The organism is Arthrobacter sp. B3I4 (assembly GCF_030816855.1).
Taxonomy (GTDB): Bacteria; Actinomycetota; Actinomycetes; order Actinomycetales; family Micrococcaceae; genus Arthrobacter.
Genome location: NZ_JAUSYK010000001.1, coordinates 2,264,553 through 2,282,465, shown reverse-complemented (window position 1 = coordinate 2,282,465; position 17,913 = coordinate 2,264,553). Strand labels below are relative to the sequence as shown.

At 68.3% G+C, this 17,913-nt stretch carries 12 protein-coding genes and 1 riboswitch; of the genes, 4 read left to right on the top strand and 8 right to left on the bottom strand.

What is annotated here, in order from left to right; translation table 11 throughout:
- Nucleotides 1-28: 28 nt before the first annotated feature.
- Both QFZ61_RS10895 and QFZ61_RS10890 read right to left on the bottom strand, forming a co-directional pair.
- Nucleotides 29-1,819, bottom strand: coding sequence for a bifunctional hydroxymethylpyrimidine kinase/phosphomethylpyrimidine kinase (locus QFZ61_RS10895; protein ID WP_307035924.1), 1,791 nt, complete (start codon nucleotides 1,817-1,819; stop codon nucleotides 29-31).
- Nucleotides 1,809-1,907, bottom strand: a riboswitch (TPP riboswitch). Its footprint overlaps the gene before it by 11 nt.
- A gap of 179 nt (nucleotides 1,908-2,086) precedes the next feature.
- A complete protein-coding gene (locus QFZ61_RS10890) occupies nucleotides 2,087-5,719 on the bottom strand; it encodes an Rne/Rng family ribonuclease (protein WP_307035922.1) in 3,633 nt (1,210 codons plus the stop codon).
- A 472-nt stretch (nucleotides 5,720-6,191) separates the two neighbouring features.
- On the opposite strand from QFZ61_RS10890, the gene QFZ61_RS10885 reads away from it, so the two are divergent.
- Complete coding sequence (locus tag QFZ61_RS10885) at nucleotides 6,192-6,866, top strand: vitamin K epoxide reductase family protein (protein WP_307035920.1); 675 nt, start codon at nucleotides 6,192-6,194, stop codon at nucleotides 6,864-6,866.
- A gap of 132 nt (nucleotides 6,867-6,998) precedes the next feature.
- Here QFZ61_RS10885 and ndk read toward each other — a convergent pair whose 3' ends face one another.
- Genes ndk through ileS form a run of 4 tightly spaced genes read right to left on the bottom strand, consistent with a single transcriptional unit; the run spans nucleotide 6,999 to nucleotide 12,588 of the window.
- The gene (gene ndk, locus QFZ61_RS10880; protein WP_307035917.1) at nucleotides 6,999-7,412 is read right to left on the bottom strand and encodes a nucleoside-diphosphate kinase; all 414 of its coding nucleotides are present in this window, start codon (nucleotides 7,410-7,412) and stop codon (nucleotides 6,999-7,001) included.
- 38 nt (nucleotides 7,413-7,450) lie between these two features.
- Entirely contained in the window at nucleotides 7,451-7,894 is a 444-nt protein-coding gene (locus tag QFZ61_RS10875; protein WP_307035915.1) for a DUF4233 domain-containing protein, read from the bottom strand.
- Between the two features lie 3 nt (nucleotides 7,895-7,897).
- Complete coding sequence (locus QFZ61_RS10870; protein WP_307035913.1) at nucleotides 7,898-9,256, bottom strand: folylpolyglutamate synthase/dihydrofolate synthase family protein; 1,359 nt, start codon at nucleotides 9,254-9,256, stop codon at nucleotides 7,898-7,900.
- Nucleotides 9,256-12,588, bottom strand: a complete 3,333-nt coding sequence (gene ileS / locus QFZ61_RS10865) for an isoleucine--tRNA ligase (protein ID WP_307035911.1) — start codon at nucleotides 12,586-12,588, stop codon at nucleotides 9,256-9,258. Before ileS ends, QFZ61_RS10870 begins: the two co-directional genes overlap by 1 nt.
- Before the next feature lie 366 nt (nucleotides 12,589-12,954).
- On the opposite strand from ileS, the gene QFZ61_RS10860 reads away from it, so the two are divergent.
- Nucleotides 12,955-13,617 (top strand): hypothetical protein, encoded by a 663-nt coding sequence (locus tag QFZ61_RS10860; protein ID WP_307035909.1) that lies wholly within the window; start codon nucleotides 12,955-12,957, stop codon nucleotides 13,615-13,617.
- Nucleotides 13,505-13,996: an endonuclease/exonuclease/phosphatase family protein gene (locus QFZ61_RS10855; RefSeq protein ID WP_307035908.1), complete on the top strand. Its 492-nt coding sequence runs from the start codon at nucleotides 13,505-13,507 to the stop codon at nucleotides 13,994-13,996. Before QFZ61_RS10860 ends, QFZ61_RS10855 begins: the two co-directional genes overlap by 113 nt.
- 3 nt (nucleotides 13,997-13,999) lie before the next feature.
- On the opposite strand, the gene QFZ61_RS10850 is transcribed toward QFZ61_RS10855, so the two are convergent.
- Nucleotides 14,000-14,776 carry an SDR family oxidoreductase gene (locus QFZ61_RS10850; RefSeq protein ID WP_307035906.1) on the bottom strand — a complete coding sequence of 259 codons (777 nt, stop codon included), beginning with the start codon at nucleotides 14,774-14,776 and terminating at the stop codon, nucleotides 14,000-14,002.
- An 85-nt stretch (nucleotides 14,777-14,861) separates the two neighbouring features.
- Here QFZ61_RS10850 and valS point away from each other — a divergent pair, with 85 nt between their 5' ends.
- Nucleotides 14,862-17,477 carry a valine--tRNA ligase gene (gene valS / locus QFZ61_RS10845; RefSeq protein ID WP_307035904.1) on the top strand — a complete coding sequence of 872 codons (2,616 nt, stop codon included), beginning with the start codon at nucleotides 14,862-14,864 and terminating at the stop codon, nucleotides 17,475-17,477.
- A gap of 95 nt (nucleotides 17,478-17,572) precedes the next feature.
- Here the strand turns inward: valS and QFZ61_RS10840 are convergent, their stop codons facing one another.
- Nucleotides 17,573-17,869 carry a putative quinol monooxygenase gene (locus QFZ61_RS10840; protein WP_307035902.1) on the bottom strand — a complete coding sequence of 99 codons (297 nt, stop codon included), beginning with the start codon at nucleotides 17,867-17,869 and terminating at the stop codon, nucleotides 17,573-17,575.
- Nucleotides 17,870-17,913 lie beyond the last annotated feature (44 nt).

The window sequence follows — 17,913 nt, the reverse complement described above, 5'->3', positions numbered from 1 at the left end:
CCTTACCGGCTGGCCCCGGCCCGCCTGCTTAGGCGCGCAGCGTCGGCGCGTCGAAGAACTCCAGTTCGTAACGCACGGAATGCCGGAAGGCGGCGGTCATGGCGTTGCGGTCCTGCTCGGAGGCCCGGACGGCAGCTGCGTCCATGTACCGAATTGCCTGCCGGGTCGAGGCGGCAAACGCCTCGTCGGCGTAGGTGCGCAGCCAGTTCGCGTAGGGGTGCCCTGCGGGCGCGCCGGCGGCGAGGAACTCCGCCTGCAGTGTCGCGCCGACTTCGGCGTAGAGCCAGAAGCACGGCAGCGCCGCGGCCACCAGGACGCCGTAACTGCCGGCGAGGGAGGCTGCATGCAGGTGGTCCACGTAGGCCTTGGTGACCCGCCCCGGCTCAGCGTCCACGGCGCGGCCAGCGAGCCAGGATCGGTGCAGTTCGGCTTCCACCTCGAGGCACTGCTGTGCGGAACGGGACCAGAAGAGCTGTTCGGCTTCCGACGGCGCCAGCGCGGCGGCCCGGGACAGCACCCGGGAGTAGCCGTTGAGGTACAGGGCGTCCTGGCCGAGGTAGTAGGCGAACTGCCGCTCCGGGAGGGTCCCGTCCGCGAGGCCGCGGATGAAGTCCAGCGCGTAGATGGCCTCCAGCCCGGCCGCCGCGTGCTCGTCGAGGGCAGCCGCAAATTCACCTTCCCGGGGTGGTTGCTGCACGGGTGTCTGCTGCAGGTGCGTCTGCTTGCCGGGCGTCTGCTGCAGGTGGTGGAAGTGGTGGACCGGTCCGTTGCCGGTGCCGACCCGGAGGCTCTGCGATTCCCGCAGTGCGCCGACCAGCCACGGCTTGACCTCCCGGAGCGCTGCTGCCCAGTCCCCCGTCCTGGCCTGGACGGTGGCCAGCGCCGAGGACAGGGAGCAGCCGGTGCCGTGGCTGTTGCGGGTAGCGATCCGTTCGCCGGGCACCTCGATAGTCTCCCGGCCCAGCAGTCCGGCGGTGTTGACCAGCGCGTCGGGGCAGCCACCGCCGTCGTCGCCGCGGTCGCCGGCGCCGTCGCCGTCCGCGAGGTGCCCGCCCTTGACCAGTACTGTCGTGCCGGCCAGCGCGGCGAGCCGTTTGCCCTGCTCCAGCGCCGCCGCCCAGTCCGCCGCGGGCGGTTCGTCCAGCAGCATGGCCAGTTCCGGCAGGTTGGGGGTGATCAGGTGCGCCAGCGGCAACAGCGCACGCAGGGCAGCCTCGGCGGATTCCTGCAGCAGCCGGTCCCCGCTGGTCGCCACCATCACGGGGTCCAGGACCACGACGGCGGGACGGACTTTCTCGAGCCAGAGGCGGACGGCGTCAATCACCGCGGCGTCACCGAGCATGCCGATCTTGACGGCGTCGATGGTGATGTCGTCGCTGATGGCGTCCAACTGTTCGGTCAGGAACGACGCCGGCGGTACGTGCACGGATCGTACGCCGTGGGTGTTTTGCGCGGTCAGCGCAGTGATCGCGGCCATTCCGTAGCCGCCGTGGGCGGCGATGCTCTTAAGGTCGGCCTGGATGCCGGCGCCGCCGGAAGGATCCGAGCCTGCAATCGCGAGCACCCGCGGGAGCGCCGGCGCACCGGGGGCTGCGGGTGCCCGGAAACTGGTGGGAGCGGCCGAGGGGGCGGGGTTGCCCGGCGCTCCGGGGCTGGTGGCGTGTCCGCCGGTCGCGGCCGGCGCGAAGGCGGACCGCAGGATCGACGTGAGCTGAGTTGATGCGGGCTGGGGCGGTGCAGGCTGAGCTGAAGCGGGCTGGGGTGGCGCAGGCTTGGTCGGTGCAGGTTGGGGCGATGCGGGCTGGGTCGACGAATTCAAGAGACATCCCTTCGCCGGTGCTAACCGGACAGGTTCAACGGGTCTGGATCTCAGCCGGGCTCGTTGCCCGGCACCCCGTGTCGGTTACCAGCCTAACCCTCCCCTGTCCTGCTTTCCCCTGTGGTCAGCCCCCTGCCTGACCTGCACGTTAACGGCCTCGCGGGTACCGTCCGGACTCGACGTGACGTTACGTCGAGTCCGACACGGTACCCGCGAGCCGGGCGGTGCTCCGGATTCCGGATCACCTACTTCGTGGAATGCCGGGTGCTAGAGCTCCGAGGCCGGTACGCCGACACCCAGGATGATCGGCTCGTTTGCAGCCGGCGTCGCAGCCGCTGTCGCCGGCTCCGGCGCCTTCGCTTCATGGACCGAACCGGTAGCGGCCGACGGCGTCGCGGCGCGCTGCTCCACCGACGTCTCGTTGGCGGCGCCCTGGGCGCGGCTGGCGCTGCGGTTACGGCGCACCCGCCGGGACGGGGTTGCCGCCGCCTGAGCCGAAGCCGACGCAACCTGGGCCTGCGCAACCGACTCATTAGCGACCGGCGCCTGCGCCGCGGGGGCTTGAGTACCCTGTGTTTGAGCGGCACGTGTGTCGGCGGCGGGAACCTGCGCGGCCGGCGCCTGGGCACGTGTCCTTCTGGTTTCCTGCCCTGCCGGAGCCTCGGCATCTCGATTCCGTGCGTTCGGCGGCTGGATGCGGGCCGTGCGGGCCCGGCCCCTGCCGCGGGTCGCCCGCGACGGTGCAGCTTCGGTCCCTGCAGACTCGGCCCGCGCAGCCTCAGCCGGGGCGGAACGTTCCGGCCGCTGCTGTTCGGCTACCGGGGCAAGCTCCGCAGGCCTGCCCACAGCAGTGCCAGCGCCGGTACCGGCGCCTGCATCGGCGTCGCCAAGGTTGGCGAACGCCTCAGTGAGCAGATCAAGGGTCAGTGCAGGCTGCGGGGCTTCCTCGGCGTGCTCGACGAACGGCAGGGCAACCTGCTCGCCGCCGAAGGTCAGCACTGCCGCCGGACGTCCGGCAGCCTCCTCGGTTGAGGCCAGTTCCACGGCCGCATCGAGCGCTGCCTGGCGGGTCTCGGCGTCGGGCGCTGCTGTTGCTTCGCCGTCGTGCAGGTGCGCAGCGTGCGCGGCGGCTGCGATGTTGGCCAGAGCGACGCGGGTCGCCTCCGCCTTCGCGTGGCGCTCGGCCTCGGTGGGCTCGGCGTGCACGGCGGCGGGAGCGGACGGCATCCCCTCGGTACCCTGGCCGCCCTTGCCGCGGCGGCGCTTGCGCTCAGTGCGCGCGGCGGGCTGCTGCTCGGTGCGCGGAACGTAGTGCTCGGCGGCGACGGCGTTGGCGCGGCGGTGTTCCACCGGCTCGTCGTGGGTGACGATGCCGCGGCCGGCGCAGGCTTCGCACTGTTCGCCGAAAACTTCCAGCAGCCCGGTGCCCATCCGCTTACGGGTCATCTGCACGAGGCCCAGCGAGGTCACCTCCGCGACCTGGTGCTTGGTCCGGTCCCGGCCGAGGCACTCCACCATGCGCCGCAGCACGAGATCCCGGTTGGACTCCAGCACCATGTCGATGAAGTCGATCACGATGATGCCGCCGATGTCGCGCAGCCGCAGCTGGCGGACGACTTCCTCGGCCGCTTCCAGGTTGTTCTTGGTGACGGTTTCCTCGAGGTTGCCGCCGCTGCCGGTGAACTTGCCGGTGTTGACGTCGACGACGGTCATGGCTTCGGTCCGGTCGATCACCAGTGAGCCGCCGGACGGCAGGAAGACCTTCCGGTCCAGCGCCTTGTGGATCTGCTCGTCAATCCGCCAGGCAGCGAAGATGTCGGTTTCCTTGGTCCACTTTTCCAGCCGGCCAACCAGGTCCGGCGCCACGTAGGTGACGTAGGCCTCGATGGTGTCCCAGGCTTCCTCGCCGGAGACGATGAGCTTGGAGAAGTCCTCGTTGAACACGTCCCGGACCACCTTGATGGTCAGGTCCGGTTCGCCGTAAAGCAGTTCGGGTGCCAGGAGCTTCGTGGACGTGGACTGGCTTTCGATGCCCTCCCACTGGGCGCGCAGCCGGTTGATATCGTGCGTCAGCTCTTCCTCCGACGCGCCTTCAGCCGCCGTGCGGACAATGACGCCGGCATCCTCGGGGAGGCGGTCCTTGAGGATCCGCTTGAGCCGGTTGCGTTCGACGTCGGGCAGTTTCCGGGAGATGCCGGTCATGGAGCCGCCGGGCACGTAGACGAGGTAGCGGCCCGGGAGGGAGATCTGGCTGGTCAGCCTGGCGCCCTTGTGTCCGACCGGGTCTTTGGTGACCTGGACGAGCACCGAGTCGCCGGACTTGAGCGCGTTCTCGATCCGGCGCTGCTTGCCCTCGACGTTGACGGCGTCCCAGTTAACTTCGCCGGCGTACAGCACGGCGTTGCGGCCGCGTCCGATGTCGACGAAGGCAGCTTCCATCGACGGCAGCACGTTCTGGACCTTGCCCAGGTAGACGTTCCCGATCAGGGAGTCCTGCTGGGTCTTGGAAACAAAGTGTTCGGCCAGGACGCCGTCTTCGAGGACGCCGATCTGGATTCTGTCGTCGCGCTGGCGGACGATCATCTGGCGGTCCACGGACTCGCGCCGGGCGAGGAACTCGGCCTCGGTGATGACGGTGCGGCGGCGGCCGGTATCCCGGGATTCGCGGCGGCGCTGCTTCTTCGCTTCCAGCCGCGTGGAGCCCTTGACAGAGGTGACGCGGTTGTTGACGGGTGCATCGCTGACGGCACGCGGCGCGCGGACCCGGGTCACTGTGTTGGGCGGGTCGTCGTCCCCGCCGCCGGTCAGCTCCAGGTCCTGGTCACCGCGGCGACGGCGACGACGACGGCGGGAGGTGACGCCCTCTTCCAGCGCACCCTCGGACTCCTCATCGGCCTCCTCGGCGCCGTCCACGGCAGCGTCGGAGTCAGCGTCGGTTTCGCCGGCGGTGCGGCTGCGTCCGCGGCGTCCGCGGCTGCGGCGCCGACGGCGGTTGCCGGCGTCGTCACCCTCGGCCTCTTCGTCTTCTTCCTCGGCGTCCTCCGCCGCGGCCGGGGCCGCGACGGGGGCCGGGCGGACCACGGCGCTCAGGTCCGGGGCCTGGAAAATCATCGAGGTGACGGCCCCGGGTGCGAGGAACATGGAGGACGCTTCAGGTGATTCGGCAACGGAGTCCGCGGCGGGCGCCTCAGCCGGGGCCTCAGCCGGGGTGTTGCCAGCGGCGTCTTCGACAGCGGTGGTGTCCGCGGCGGCGGGGGCGGCCTGCGGAGTTTCGGCGTCGGCTGTTTCGGCGTCGGTTTCGGTTTGCGCTGTTTCATCGGGCGCGGTTTTAACTTGCGCCGCTTCGATCAAGGCAGGAGCTTCGTCGGTTGCTGCGGGGGCCGGCGCGGCCTTGGCACGGGAGGCCCTGCGGCGGACCGGCTTCTCCGGTGCTTGCCCAGCTGCCGTCATGGCCGTCGCGGCGTCGGCGGTTGTGTGATCGGCCGCCGCGTGGGCGGCCGTCGCGTCTTCAGCCGGCGCCAGGGCAGTGGCCAGGGCATCTCCGGCCGGGTTGACCACGGTCTGGTCGTCTACCTCGACCTTCTTCCGTGACCGGCTCCGGCGGGCTGGGGTCTTGGCTTCCGAGGGGGCCTTGACTTCCGCGGCGGCGTCAGCTGCGGCGATGTCAGCACCGGCTGCCTCGGCGACGGCGCCGGCCGCAACGGCTGCGAGATCCGCTCCCTCCACGGCGGGGGCGGCTTTCCGCCGAGTCCTGGTGGCGCGCTTGGGCGCCGGTGCGGCTGAGATTTCCGGTGCGGCTGAGGTTTCCGCTGCGCTTTCCGGTGCGGCTGCAGATTCGTCGAGCGGTGCTTCGCTCACGGGTGCTTCGTCGTTGCCGGTTACTAGCTGTTCATGATCCATAGGTGGCCACACTCCTGCCCCTGATGTACCGCCACATCCGGCACCCGTGGGGGCAAATATTTGTCAACACCCGCGGGCATTGACAGAAGTCAATTGGATACCCTCAGGTTCGCACCGGCAGTGGGGTGCGGCAGCCCTGGAGGGCCGGCGGAATTGTTCTGAACCCGTTGATCTGTCCGTCACAACTAGGTGCCGTCCAATGGCATTGCGGGATAAACCGGGTCGTACGATCCGGAGTGTCCCTGCTCCTCATTGGCGGTCTTGAAAACAAAGTCGCCGGACTGAAACCCGAATGTGGTTCGTGTCCCAGCCAGCTTCATTGTCTCACAGGAGCCGCAAAAGCAGGGGTAAGCCGGGCATCCGGATCAACGGTCGGGCCGAACCACTGTGGACGGCGGGCGCCTGCCCGGAATCATTCAGCCTCCGGCGATAGAATCGGCCCAAGAGCACCCAACGCAAAGGACTGAGATCCATGCCCAGCAGCATCTCCCCCGCCCAAGGCGACGTCGACGCCCGCGAACGGGACGGCAGCGCGGCCGCGGCGGGCCGCCCTGAGCCAACCATGACCCGCGACCGGCCGTTTGCGTGGCTGTTGCTGATCACCGGCGTCGTCGGCTGGCTTGCCTCGGGGACTCTGGTGCTGGAAAAGCTCGAAGTTCTCAAAGACCCAAGCCACGTCACGGTCTGCGACGTCAACCCCTGGATCTCCTGCGGACAGGTGATGCAGACGTGGCAGAGTTCCCTGTTTGGCTTCCCCAACATGTTCATCGGCATAGTGGCTTTCGCCGTCATCATCACCACCGCCATGGGCATGCTGGCTGGTGCCACGTTCGCCCGCTGGTACTGGATCGGGCTGCAGGCGGGCGTCACCCTGGGCTTTGCTTTTGTCGTGTGGCTCTGGTCCCAGGCACTGTATTCGATCCACATCCTCTGCCCGTTCTGCATGATCGTCTGGGCGGCCATGATCCCGCTGTTCATCTGGGTGACCGTCCGCAACGTCAGCACCGGCCTCATCCCGGTGCCCTCCGGCGCTGCCCGCATCCTGGCGGACTCGGGCTGGATTCTCACAGCTCTGCTCTACGTGGCCGTGATCGCCACCATCTTCTTCGCCTTCATCCAGGTGTTCATCGGCACCTCGGGGTACTAAGCCACCCGCCCGCCCCGCCAGCGAAAAGCGCGAACGTACACTTGGGGCCCCGGTTTCCTAGGAAATCGGGGCCCCAAGTGTACGTTCGCGCTTAGGCGGAGGGTCTTAAGTGTCCGTTCGCGCGGGAGGGGGTTAGAACCAGATCTTGATTTCCCGGTCAGCCGACTCCGCGGAGTCGGAGCCGTGCACGAGGTTCTGCTGGACCTTAACGCCCCAGTCGCGGCCGAAGTCACCGCGGATGGTGCCGGGCGCCGCCGTCGTCGGATCCGTGGTGCCGGCGAGGGAACGGAAGCCCTCGATCACGCGGTGGCCTTCGAAGATCGCCGCGACGACCGGTCCGCTGAGCATGAATTCAACCAGCGGCTCGTAAAAGGGTTTGCCGACGTGCTCCTCGTAGTGCTGTTCAAGGAGTTCACGGGTTGCGTTGACCTTCTTCAGCTCAGCCAGGGTGTAGCCCTTGGCTTCGATCCGGGCGATGATGCTGCCGGTCAGGTTGCGGGCCACGCCGTCGGGCTTGACCAGGACGAGGGTGCGCTCAATGCTCACAGCTGCTCCAATGCGTTGGGGTGGGGTTCGGGACAAGTCTAGTTGCTTTGGCTTTCGGGGTTCGCGGCTTCCCAGGCCGCCTGCTCGCGGTCGCGCTGGGCGGCTTCGCGGTCGATCCGGATGCCGGTCCGGATGCCGTACCACCACGTGATGGCGAACAGCCCGCCGACCAGGAACATGGCGGGCTCGACCAGGCCGGTGAGGATCAGCAGCAGCTGCAGGATCCAGCCCAGCGCCACGCCCCACCCCTTCGTGAGCACGGCACAGGTGGCCACGAGCACCACGCACAGACCGAGGCCGACGCCGAAGACCAGCAGCGGCGGCAGTTCACCCCGGCGCAGGCCGAAGACCGCCAGGGTGCCGAAGAGGGCCACGAAGGCCTCCAGCAGCAGCACCGTGGAGGCGAACATAACTTTGGTGGAGCGGCGTTTCTTGGGAATGCCCGGGCGCCACTCGCGCTGGGCCTTGGTGAGTCTGGCCATGGGTTACGCCTCAGTCTTTCCGAGCAGGATCCGGGCCTCGGCGACCAGCGTGATGGAACCGGTGACGAGGATGCCGCCGGCTAGGTCCTCATTGGACTCGGCGCGTTCCACGGCCCACTCGAGGGCGTCGTCGAGCTTGTCAGCGACGTGGATGTTGTCCTCGCCGAAACCCAGGTCCAGCGCCAGCTCGCCCAGGTCCTCGGCCGGGACGGCGCGCGGCGAGTTGGACTGGGTGAAGCAATATTCCGCGGCGAGGTCACCCAGGGACTCCTTGAGCTGGCGCAGAATTTCCTCGGCGTCCTTTTCCTTCAGCACGCCCACCACCACCACGAGCTTGCTGAAATTGAAAGCCTCGTGGATGGCCTCAGCGGAGACCCGGATGCCTTCGGGGTTGTGCGCGGCGTCGACGATGACGGTCGGCGCGGTGCGCAGCACCTCCAGGCGGCCCGGAGAGGTGACCGAGGCGAAGGCCTCCTGCAGCACCTCGGCGTCGAGCGGTTTTTCGGCGCCGAAGAAGGCTTCCAGCGCTGCGATCGCAACGGCGGCGTTCTCCGCCTGGTGCGCCCCGTGCAGCGGCACCAGCAGGTCCTCGTAGCGGCCCGCGATGCCCTGCACGGTCACCATCTGGCCGCCGACGGCGACGGTGCGGGACTCGACGCCGAACTCCACGCCCTCGAAACGGAACGGCACATCCGCTTCCTTGGCCTTCTCCAGCAGGACCTGGGCCGCGTCAACCGGTTGCGCTGCGCTGATCAGGAAGCCGCCAGGCTTGATGATGCCGGCCTTTTCGTAGGCGATGTCCTCGGTGGTGTCGCCGAGCAGGTCCGTGTGGTCCAGTGAGATCGGAGTGACGACGGCGACCTGGCCGTCGCCGACGTTGGTCGCGTCGGTGATGCCGCCCAGGCCCACCTCGATCACGGCAACGTTGACCGGCTGGTCCGCGAACACGGCAAAGCCGAGGATGGTCAGGCATTCGAAGTAGGTCAGCCGGGGCTGGCCCTCGGCGGCGAGTTCACCGTCCACGATGTCCAGGTACGGGCGGATCTCGTCCCAGATCCGGACGAACGTCTCATCCGAAACCGGTTCGCCGTCGATGCTGATCCGCTCGGTGACCTTGGACAGGTGCGGGCTGGTGTACCGGCCGGTGCTCAGCCCGTGCGCGCGCAGCCCGGCCTCGATCATCCGGGCGGTGGAGGTCTTGCCGTTGGTGCCGGTGATGTGGATGATCGGGAACGCCTTGTTCGGCTCGCCCAGGATGTCCATGGCCCGGCGCAGCGGAGCCAGCCGGGGCTCCATCTTGTTTTCCGGCGCCCGGCCCAGCAGCTCGGCGTAGACGCTTTCTACGGAAAATTCGTCGGTCATTATGCCCCTACTTCTTCGGTTACTTTCGCCACGGAGACCTGCGGGTCCTTGACCTCGGCGAAAACGGTGTCCAGTTCCAGGGTCAGGGTCTCGGTCTTGACCAGGTCGGCGTGGGCCAGCAGCGCCTCGACCGTGTCCTGCTTCGCCGTGACGGTGGTGCGGATCCGGTCGCTGACGTTGAGTCCGGCGTCCTTGCGGGCCTGCTGGATGGCGCGGACCAAGTCCCGGGCGGTGCCCTCGGCTTCCAGCTCCGGGGTCACCTGCGTGTTGAGCACCACGAAACCGCCGCCGGGCAGGACGGCCGCCGCCCGGGAACCCTCGCCCTCGGCTGCCTCCGCCACGACGGTTTCCAGCGTGTATTCCTGCGGCTCCAGTTCCAGGCCGCCGGCGCTAACCACCCCGGCCTCGCTGAGCGACCAGTCGCCGGACTTGGAGCCCTTGATGGCCTGCTGGACGTTCTTGCCCAGCCGCGGGCCGGCGGCGCGGGCGTTCACCACGAGCTTCTGCTCGATGCCGAACTCCTCCGGGGAGGCGCTTTCGGCGTCGAGCAGCCGCACCGAGCGCAGGTTCAGTTCGTCGGCGACGACGGCTGCAAAGCCTTCCAGCGCACCCGCGCCGGGCGCCACGACGGTGAGTTCCTGCAGCGGCAGGCGCACCCGGAGGTTGGCGGCCTTGCGCAGCGAGGAACCGGTGGAGCAGACCTGCTGGACCCGGTTCATCGCCTCGACGAGGTCCGGGTTGGCCGGGAACAGGCCGGCGTCGGGCCAGTCGGCGAGGTGCACGGACCGGCCGCCGGTGAGGCCGCGCCAGATCTCCTCGGTGACCAGCGGCAGCAGCGACGCCGCGACCCGGCAGACCGTTTCCAGGGCGGTGTAGAGCGCGTCGAAGGCGTCGACGTTCTCGTCGAAGAAGCGCTGCCGGCTGCGGCGCACGTACCAGTTGGTGAGCATGTCCAGGTAGCCGCGCAGTTCATCGCAGGCGCCGGAGATGTCGTAGCTGTCCAGCTGCGCGGTCATGTTGCGGACCAGGTCGCCGGTGTTGGCCATCAGGTACTGGTCAAGGGTGTCCGCGTAGCCGTCGTAGCGCAGTTTCGCGTCGTAACCCTTCCCGCCAGCGGCGGCGTTCGTGTACAGCGTGAAGAAGCTGTAGACGTTCCACAGCGGCAGGATGACCTGGCGGACGCCGTCGCGGATCCCCTGCTCGGTGACCACCAGGTTGCCGCCGCGCAGGATGGGGCTGGACATCAGGAACCAGCGCATCGCATCCGAGCCGTCACGGTCCAGGACCTCGGAGACGTCCGGGTAGTTGCGCAGGCTCTTGGACATCTTCTGCCCGTCGGAGCCGAGCACGATGCCGTGGCTGATGACGTTGCGGAACGCCGGCCGGTCGAACAGCGCGGTGGAGAGGATGTGCAGCATGTAGAACCAGCCGCGGGTCTGCCCGATGTACTCGACGATGAAGTCGGCCGGGTTGTGGGTGTCGAACCACTCCTCGTTCTGGAACGGGTAGTGGACCTGGCCGTAGGGCATGGAGCCGGAGTCGAACCAGACGTCCAGGACGTCCTCGACGCGGCGCATCACGGACTGGCCCTCTTCGGGGCTGCGCGGGTCATCCGGGTTGGGACGGGTTAGTTCGTCGATGAAGGGCCGGTGCAGGTCCACTTGGCCGTCCTTGTTCAGCGGCAGGCGGCCGAAGTCCGCTTCGATCTCGGCCAGCGAACCGTAAACGTCGGTGCGCGGGTAGTCCGGGTCGCTGGACTGCCACACCGGGATGGGGCTGCCCCAGTAGCGGTTGCGGCTGATTGACCAGTCACGGGCGTTGGCGAGCCACTTGCCGAACTGGCCGTCCTTGACGTTGCCCGGGATCCAGTTGATCTCCTGGTTCAGCTCGGACATCCGGTCCTTGAACTTGGTGACCTCGACGTACCAGGAGGACACGGCGCGGTAGATCAGCGGGTTGCGGCAGCGCCAGCAGTGCGGGTAGCTGTGCTCGTAGCTGGCCTGGCGGACCAGCCGGCCCTGCGCCCGGAGCACCTGGGTGATGGGCTTGTTGGCGTCGAACACCTGCAGTCCGGCGATCTCGGCAAGGTCGCCGTGGCCGAAGAGCGGCAGGAACTTCGCGCCCTCGTCGACCGAGAGCACCACCGGGATTCCGGCCTCTTCGCAGACCTTCTGGTCGTCTTCACCGTACGCGGGGGCCTGGTGGACGATGCCGGTGCCGTCGGTCGTGGTGACGTAGTCGGCCACGAGGAAGCGCCAGCCGTTTTCGGTGCCGTACTTCTCGGCGTCGGAGAAGTAGTCCCAGAGCGGCTCGTAGGTCAGGCCCTCAAGCTCGGTGCCGGTGTGGCGGGAGGTGACGGCGGCTTCGGCCGCGGCGGCACCCTCCGCGCCGTCGCCGTAGCCGAGGTCCTTGGCGTAGGCGCCCAGCAGGTCCGCGGCGAGCAGGAAGCTGCCGGTGACGGGAGCGTCGGCCGAGGCGGCCTTGATTCCGTTCGGGCCGGCGGGCAGCACAACATAGGTGATGGCTGGCCCGACGGCGAGCGCCAGGTTGGTCGGCAGGGTCCAGGGCGTCGTGGTCCAGGCCAGCGCCTGAACGCCGGCGAGCTGCTGTGAGAGCTCCGAGTCCCCGGCCGTGATCGGGAAGGTCACCGTGACGGTCTGGTCCTGGCGGTTTTTGTAGACGTCATCGTCCATGCGCAGTTCGTGGTTGGACAGCGGCGTCTCGTCCTTCCAGCAGTAGGGCAGCACCCGGTAGCCGTTGTAGGTCAGGCCCTTCTCATGCAGCTGCTTGAAGGCCCAGAGGACGGACTCCATGTACTCGACGTTGAGCGTCTTGTAGTCGTTCTCGAAGTCGACCCAGCGCGCCTGGCGGGTGACGTAGCTCTTCCATTCGTCGGCGTACTTCATCACGGAGGCACGGCAGGCGTCGTTGAACTTGTCGATGCCCATGGCCTCGATCTGGGTCTTGTCCGTCATGCCCAGCTGCTTCATGGCTTCCAGCTCTGCGGGCAGGCCGTGGGTGTCCCAGCCGAAGCGGCGCTCCACCCGGTGGCCGCGCTGCGTCTGGTAGCGGCCTACGAGGTCCTTGGCGTAGCCGGTGAGCAGGTGCCCGTAGTGCGGCAGGCCGTTGGCGAAGGGCGGACCGTCATAGAAGACGAACTCGTTGCTGCCGTTGACCCCGGCATCGCGCTGGTCGATGCTGGCCTGGAAGGTGCCGTCCTGGTCCCAGTACTTGAGGATGCGCTCTTCGATCTCCGGGAACTTCACGGAGGTGGACACGCCCGAGGTGGTGGCGTCTGACGGTGCGGCTGAGGCCTTGGGGTATTGGGTCATCTCGACATCCTGGGTTGAGCTGGTGAACAACGGGATTCATTCAGGATGCGAGGACGGCTCCTGTGCTGTCGGAACAACACCGGCACCGCGGTACCACCTCACTTACCGGCACCGGTTCCGTCCCTCGGAAGGGGCTGCTCCGGCGTCGGCCGCTCGTTGACTGCTGTGACGGGCTTACCCGTCCGGTTCTACCGGCCCTGGCGCGCAAACTGTCGAAACATTCCTGCGCCGGGCGTTCTTCCGGAAGCTCACCGGTGATGGCCGGGTCAAAGCTGATATGTCGATGGTACCGGAAAACTCTTCCGCCCTCCGGAGGGACGTGCCCGGGCCTCGCCGCAGCGGGGGCCGGTGCCTAGACTTGCGCTCATGACTTTCGCGACGGCGGGTCCCGGGCCGGCGACGGCGGCGACCGCGTCCGGCAGGCGCCGCGGCTGGCTGTTGTCCTCCGCGCTGCTTGCGGCTCCGGTGGCTACGTTGTCCGTCTGCCGGGCAACGCCGTGGCAGTGGCCCGAACCTGTGGTCCAGCTACTGGCCTTCACGCCGTGGCTGACGGTGCCGGCCGGGCTGTCGCTGCTCTGCGCGGGCCTGGGCCGGCGGCCCTGGGCGGCGGCCGTCGCCGCGGCGCTGCTGGCCCTGCAGGCGGTGTGGCTGCTGGCCCCAGGCCACGCCGTACCTGCCACGGATTCTTCCCCGGAGTCCGGTTCGGGCCGGCTGGAGCTGGTTGCGATGAGCGTCAACGCCAAGCTGGGCCGGGCCGATGCGGACGAAATCGTCCGGCTGGTCCGCGACAACCGGGTCGCCCTGCTCGCCGTCCAGGAACAGACGCCCGCCCTTGAATCCCGGCTCAGGGCCGCGGGCCTGCCGGAGCTGCTTCCCTACCGGGGTTGGCTCGTCGGCGCCGGACGCAGGCGGCGGCGTGCTCTACTCAAAACACCGTCTGGCCGCCACCGGCGTCCTGTCCGGGACCCGTTTTCGGATGGCCACCGCACGTCTGGAGCTAGCAGGGGACGGGCGCACAGCGGAGCTTGACGTGACGAACGTTCACACCCGTGCCCCCGTCGACGGGGGCCTGCCGCAATGGCGCCGTGAGCTGGCCTTACTGGCACGGGGCGCATCGACTGAGGGAAACGGTCTGCTGCTGGGCGATTTCAACGCCAGCTATGACCATCTTGAGTTCCGCCGGCTTGTCACCCCGAGCCCGGGCGGCGTCGGGCTGGTGGACGTCGGCACCGCCCAAGGGGCGCGGCTGGTTCCCACCTGGCCGCAGGACCTCCCGTTGCCCGGAATCACCCTGGACCATCTGGTGACCAGCGTGTCGGTTCTCAGTGCCGGGTACTCGGTGCACCGCGTGGCCGGAACGGATCACGCCGCCATTCTGGCGACACTCTCAGTCCCGGCCCGGCGCTAGCGGTCAGGACTTGCGGATCACCTTGAAGTTGGACGCCTGCGCCACCGGACGGATCACGATCTGGTCCAGGTTGACGTGGTGCGGGGCGGTTACGGCGTAGCGGACGACGTCGGCGACGTCGCCGGCGGTGAGGGGCTTGTCCACCCCGGCGTAGACCTTCTCGGCAGCGCCCTGGTCGCCCAGCCGGTTCAGTGAGAACTCCTCGGTCTGGACCATGCCAGGGGCGACCTCGACCACGCGGAGGTTGTGCTCGGCTTCTTCCAGCCGGAGCGCCTCGGTGAGGGCGTGCTGGGCGAACTTCGCGGCGTTATAGCCGCCGCCGCCTTCGTAGGCGGACAGCCCCGCCGTCGACGTCAGGTTCAGGACGGTGCCTTCCCCGCAGGCGCGCAGCATGGGCAAGAACGCACGGGTGAGCTTCATGGTGCCCAGCACGTTGACCTCATACATCCATTCCCAGTCCTCGGTCTTCGCGTCGGCGACCTTGTCCGCGCCACGGGCGCCGCCGGCGACGTTGATCAGGGTGTCGATGCCGCCGGCGCGGGTCACCTCGTCCAGAAGCCGGGCAATGTCGGCGTCGTCGGTCACGTCGGCCGGAAGGGCGACGGCGCCGGTCCCGGCAGCGAGCGCCTCGAGCCGCTCGGCCCGGCGGGCGACGGCGAAAACGGTCCAGCCTTCCTGCCGGAGCGCGCGCACCGTGGCCTCGCCGATCCCGGTGCTGGCGCCGGTGACGAGCGCCGCTTTGTCTGCTGCTTTTGCGTTGTGGTCGATTCCCTCAGTCATGGCACCACCCTAATGGACCCGCCCAGCGCCTATGGGAGCATCACCCCTGTGCCATGGTGCCCGCCCGCCGTGGAAGAATTGGCCCATGGCTGAAGACACTCAGGGTACAGACACGCCCACCACTGCCCCCATCAACGTTCCAGACAAGCCCGCGCTGGAGGGGCTGGAAACCGCCCTCACCCGGCGCTGGCTTGACGAGGGGACCTACAAGTTCAACCCGGACACCACGCGCGAGCAGGTCTACTCGATCGACACTCCCCCGCCGACGGCGTCGGGGTCGCTGCACGTGGGACACATGTTCTCCTACACCCAGACCGACGTCCTGGCCCGCTACCAGCGGATGACCGGCAAGAACGTCTTTTACCCGATGGGCTGGGACGACAACGGGCTGCCCACCGAGCGGCGGGTGCAGAACTACTACGGCGTGCGCTGCGATCCGGCCATCCCCTACGACGCCGGCTACCGCCCCCCGGCGGAGCCTGCGAAGAACCAGCGCGACTTTGACGTCATCTCGCGCCGCAACTTCATTGAACTGTGCGAGGAGCTCGCCGTCGAGGACGAAAAGGTCTTCGAGAACCTGTTCCAGACCCTCGGCCTGTCCGTCGACTGGGACCTCACCTACCGAACCATCGACGATAAGTCCCGGGCCATCTCGCAGCGCGCGTTCCTGGCCAACCTTGCGGCCGGCGACGCCTATATGGCCGAGGCCCCCACGCTGTGGGATGTCACCTTCCGCACCGCGGTGGCGCAGGCCGAGCTGGAGGACCGCGAGGTCGCCGGCGCCTACTACCGCTACCCGTTCTTCACCGAAGACGGCGAAAAGATTTTCATCGAGACCACCCGCCCCGAACTGCTCGCCGCCTGCGCTGCCCTGGTGGCGAACCCCGACGACGAGCGGTACCAGCCGCTCTTCGGCAAGAAGGTCACCTCCCCGCTGTTCGGCGTCGAGGTGGAGGTCCGGGCGCACCCGCTGGCCAAGGCGGACAAGGGCTCCGGCATCGCCATGGTCTGCACCTTCGGTGACCTCACCGACGTCACCTGGTGGCGTGAACTGCAGCTGCCCACGCGCGCCATCGTGGGCCGCGACGGCCGCATCATCGGCGACACCCCGGACTGGATCACCAGCGCCGAGGGCCGGGCGGCCTTCGAGAAGATCGCCGGCAAGACCGTCTTCAGCGCCAAGGAAGGCGTGGTGGAACTGCTGGCAGCGGAAAACCTGCTCGACGGCGAACCGAAGAAGATCATGCACCCGGTCAACTTCTTCGAAAAGGGCGACAAGCCCCTCGAAGTTGTCACGTCGCGCCAGTGGTACATCCGCAACGGCGGCCGCGACGAGGACCGCCGCGAACGGCTGATCGGGCGCGGCAAGGAGATCGACTTCCACCCGTCGTTCATGCGCTCGCGCTACGAGAACTGGATCACCGGCCTGAACGGTGACTGGCTGGTCTCCCGCCAGCGGTTCTTTGGTGTGCCCGTGCCGGTCTGGTACCCGCTCGACGCCGACGGCAACCCGGATTACGACGCGCCCATCCTGCCCGCCGACGGCCAGCTTCCGGTGGACCCGGCAGCGGACGCGGCTCCCGGTTACGAGGAAGCCCAGCGGGACGCCCCGGGTGGTTTCACCGGTGACGCCGATGTGCTGGATACCTGGGCGACTTCCTCGCTGACCCCGCAGATCGTCGGCGGCTGGAGCACCGACGAGGCGCTGTTCGCCAAGGTCTTCCCGTTTGACGTCCGCCCGCAGGCCCACGACATCATCCGGACCTGGCTGTTCTCCACCGCCGTCCGCGCCGACGCCCTGCAGGACGTGGCCCCGTGGAAGCACGCGGCGATTTCCGGCTGGATCCTGGACCCGGACCGCAAGAAGATGTCCAAGTCCAAGGGCAACGTCATCGTCCCCACGGACGTGCTCAACGAGTACGGCTCGGACGCGGTCCGCTACTGGGCCGCCTCGGCCAAGCTCGGCGCGGACACCGCCTACGAGATCGCGCAGATGAAGATCGGCCGGCGCCTGGCGATCAAGCTGCTCAACGCGTCCAAGTTCGTGCTGAACCTGGGTGCCACCGAAGACTCGGTGGTCTCCGGTGACCTCTCAGTGCTGACCAATCCCTTGGACCGCGCCGTGCTTGCCCAGCTCTCCGACGTCGTCCAGCAGGCCACCAAGGCGTTTGAGAATTACGACTACGCCCGGGCGCTGCAGATCACCGAAAGCTTCTTCTGGCACTTCACCGACGATTACGTGGAGCTGATCAAGGACCGCGCGTACGGTGCCGCCGGAGAGGAGCAGCAGGCGTCCGTGCTGGCGGCCCTCGCCACCAGCCTGGACACGCTGCTGCGGCTCTTCGCCCCGTTCCTGCCGTTCGCGACGGAGGAAGTCTGGGGCTGGTGGCGGACCGGTTCGGTGCACCGCGCGCAGTGGCCGGCCGCCGTGGAGATCGACGGCGACACCACCCTGCTCGCCACGGTCGGCGCAGCGCTTGGCGGGATCCGCAAGGCCAAGTCCGAGGCGAAGGTCAAACAGCGCACCGAGGTGCTCTCGGCGACCATCACCGCATCGGAGTCGCTGACCACCCAGCTCAAGGCCGGGCTGGGCGACCTCAAGGCCGCCGCGAACGCCCGCGAGCTGGCACTGGTGGCCGGTGACAGCGAACTGACCGTGAGCGACGTCGTCCTGGCTCCGGCCGAGGATCCGCAGGCGTAACGCTTCGACGGACCGTTTGAAGGTAAAACGAAAGGAGGGCCTTCCGGTCCGGCTTCGGCCGGGCGGAAGGCCCTCCTTTCGTCTGACCGGTGAGGTTAGATCTCGGCGGACGTCTCGAAGTGCGTCAGGACCGGCGCTGCGGCCAGCAGGTCTCCGAGTCCGCTCGCCCCCTCGTCGGTGGCGCGCCAGGCGCGGTAGGCGCCGTCGTGTTCCAGAGACTGCCACTTCTCCACCACCAGCACGTGCGCGGGGTTGCTCTGGTCGACCAGCACATCGACGCCGAGGCAGCCGTCGAAGGCGCGCGTGTCGGTGAGGATCCCGCGGAGTACGTCCGGTGCGGTGGGAACGGCTTCGGCTTTGAGGTTCAGGTCCAGGTGGGCGGTGATAGGCATGGCGCTCCAATGCTTGCGGTTGGTCTTGGGCCGGAAATTGCTTG

Coding starts and splice junctions, on each gene's coding strand:
- QFZ61_RS10890 (WP_307035922.1), bottom strand. CDS start 5,719: ATGGATCATGAACAGCTAGTAACCGGCAACGACGAAGCACCCGTGAGC.
- QFZ61_RS10885 (WP_307035920.1), top strand. CDS start 6,192: ATGCCCAGCAGCATCTCCCCCGCCCAAGGCGACGTCGACGCCCGCGAA.
- QFZ61_RS10875 (WP_307035915.1), bottom strand. CDS start 7,894: ATGGCCAGACTCACCAAGGCCCAGCGCGAGTGGCGCCCGGGCATTCCC.
- QFZ61_RS10870 (WP_307035913.1), bottom strand. CDS start 9,256: ATGACCGACGAATTTTCCGTAGAAAGCGTCTACGCCGAGCTGCTGGGC.
- ileS (WP_307035911.1), bottom strand. CDS start 12,588: ATGACCCAATACCCCAAGGCCTCAGCCGCACCGTCAGACGCCACCACC.
- QFZ61_RS10860 (WP_307035909.1), top strand. CDS start 12,955: ATGACTTTCGCGACGGCGGGTCCCGGGCCGGCGACGGCGGCGACCGCG.
- QFZ61_RS10850 (WP_307035906.1), bottom strand. CDS start 14,776: ATGACTGAGGGAATCGACCACAACGCAAAAGCAGCAGACAAAGCGGCG.
- valS (WP_307035904.1), top strand. CDS start 14,862: ATGGCTGAAGACACTCAGGGTACAGACACGCCCACCACTGCCCCCATC.
- QFZ61_RS10840 (WP_307035902.1), bottom strand. CDS start 17,869: ATGCCTATCACCGCCCACCTGGACCTGAACCTCAAAGCCGAAGCCGTT.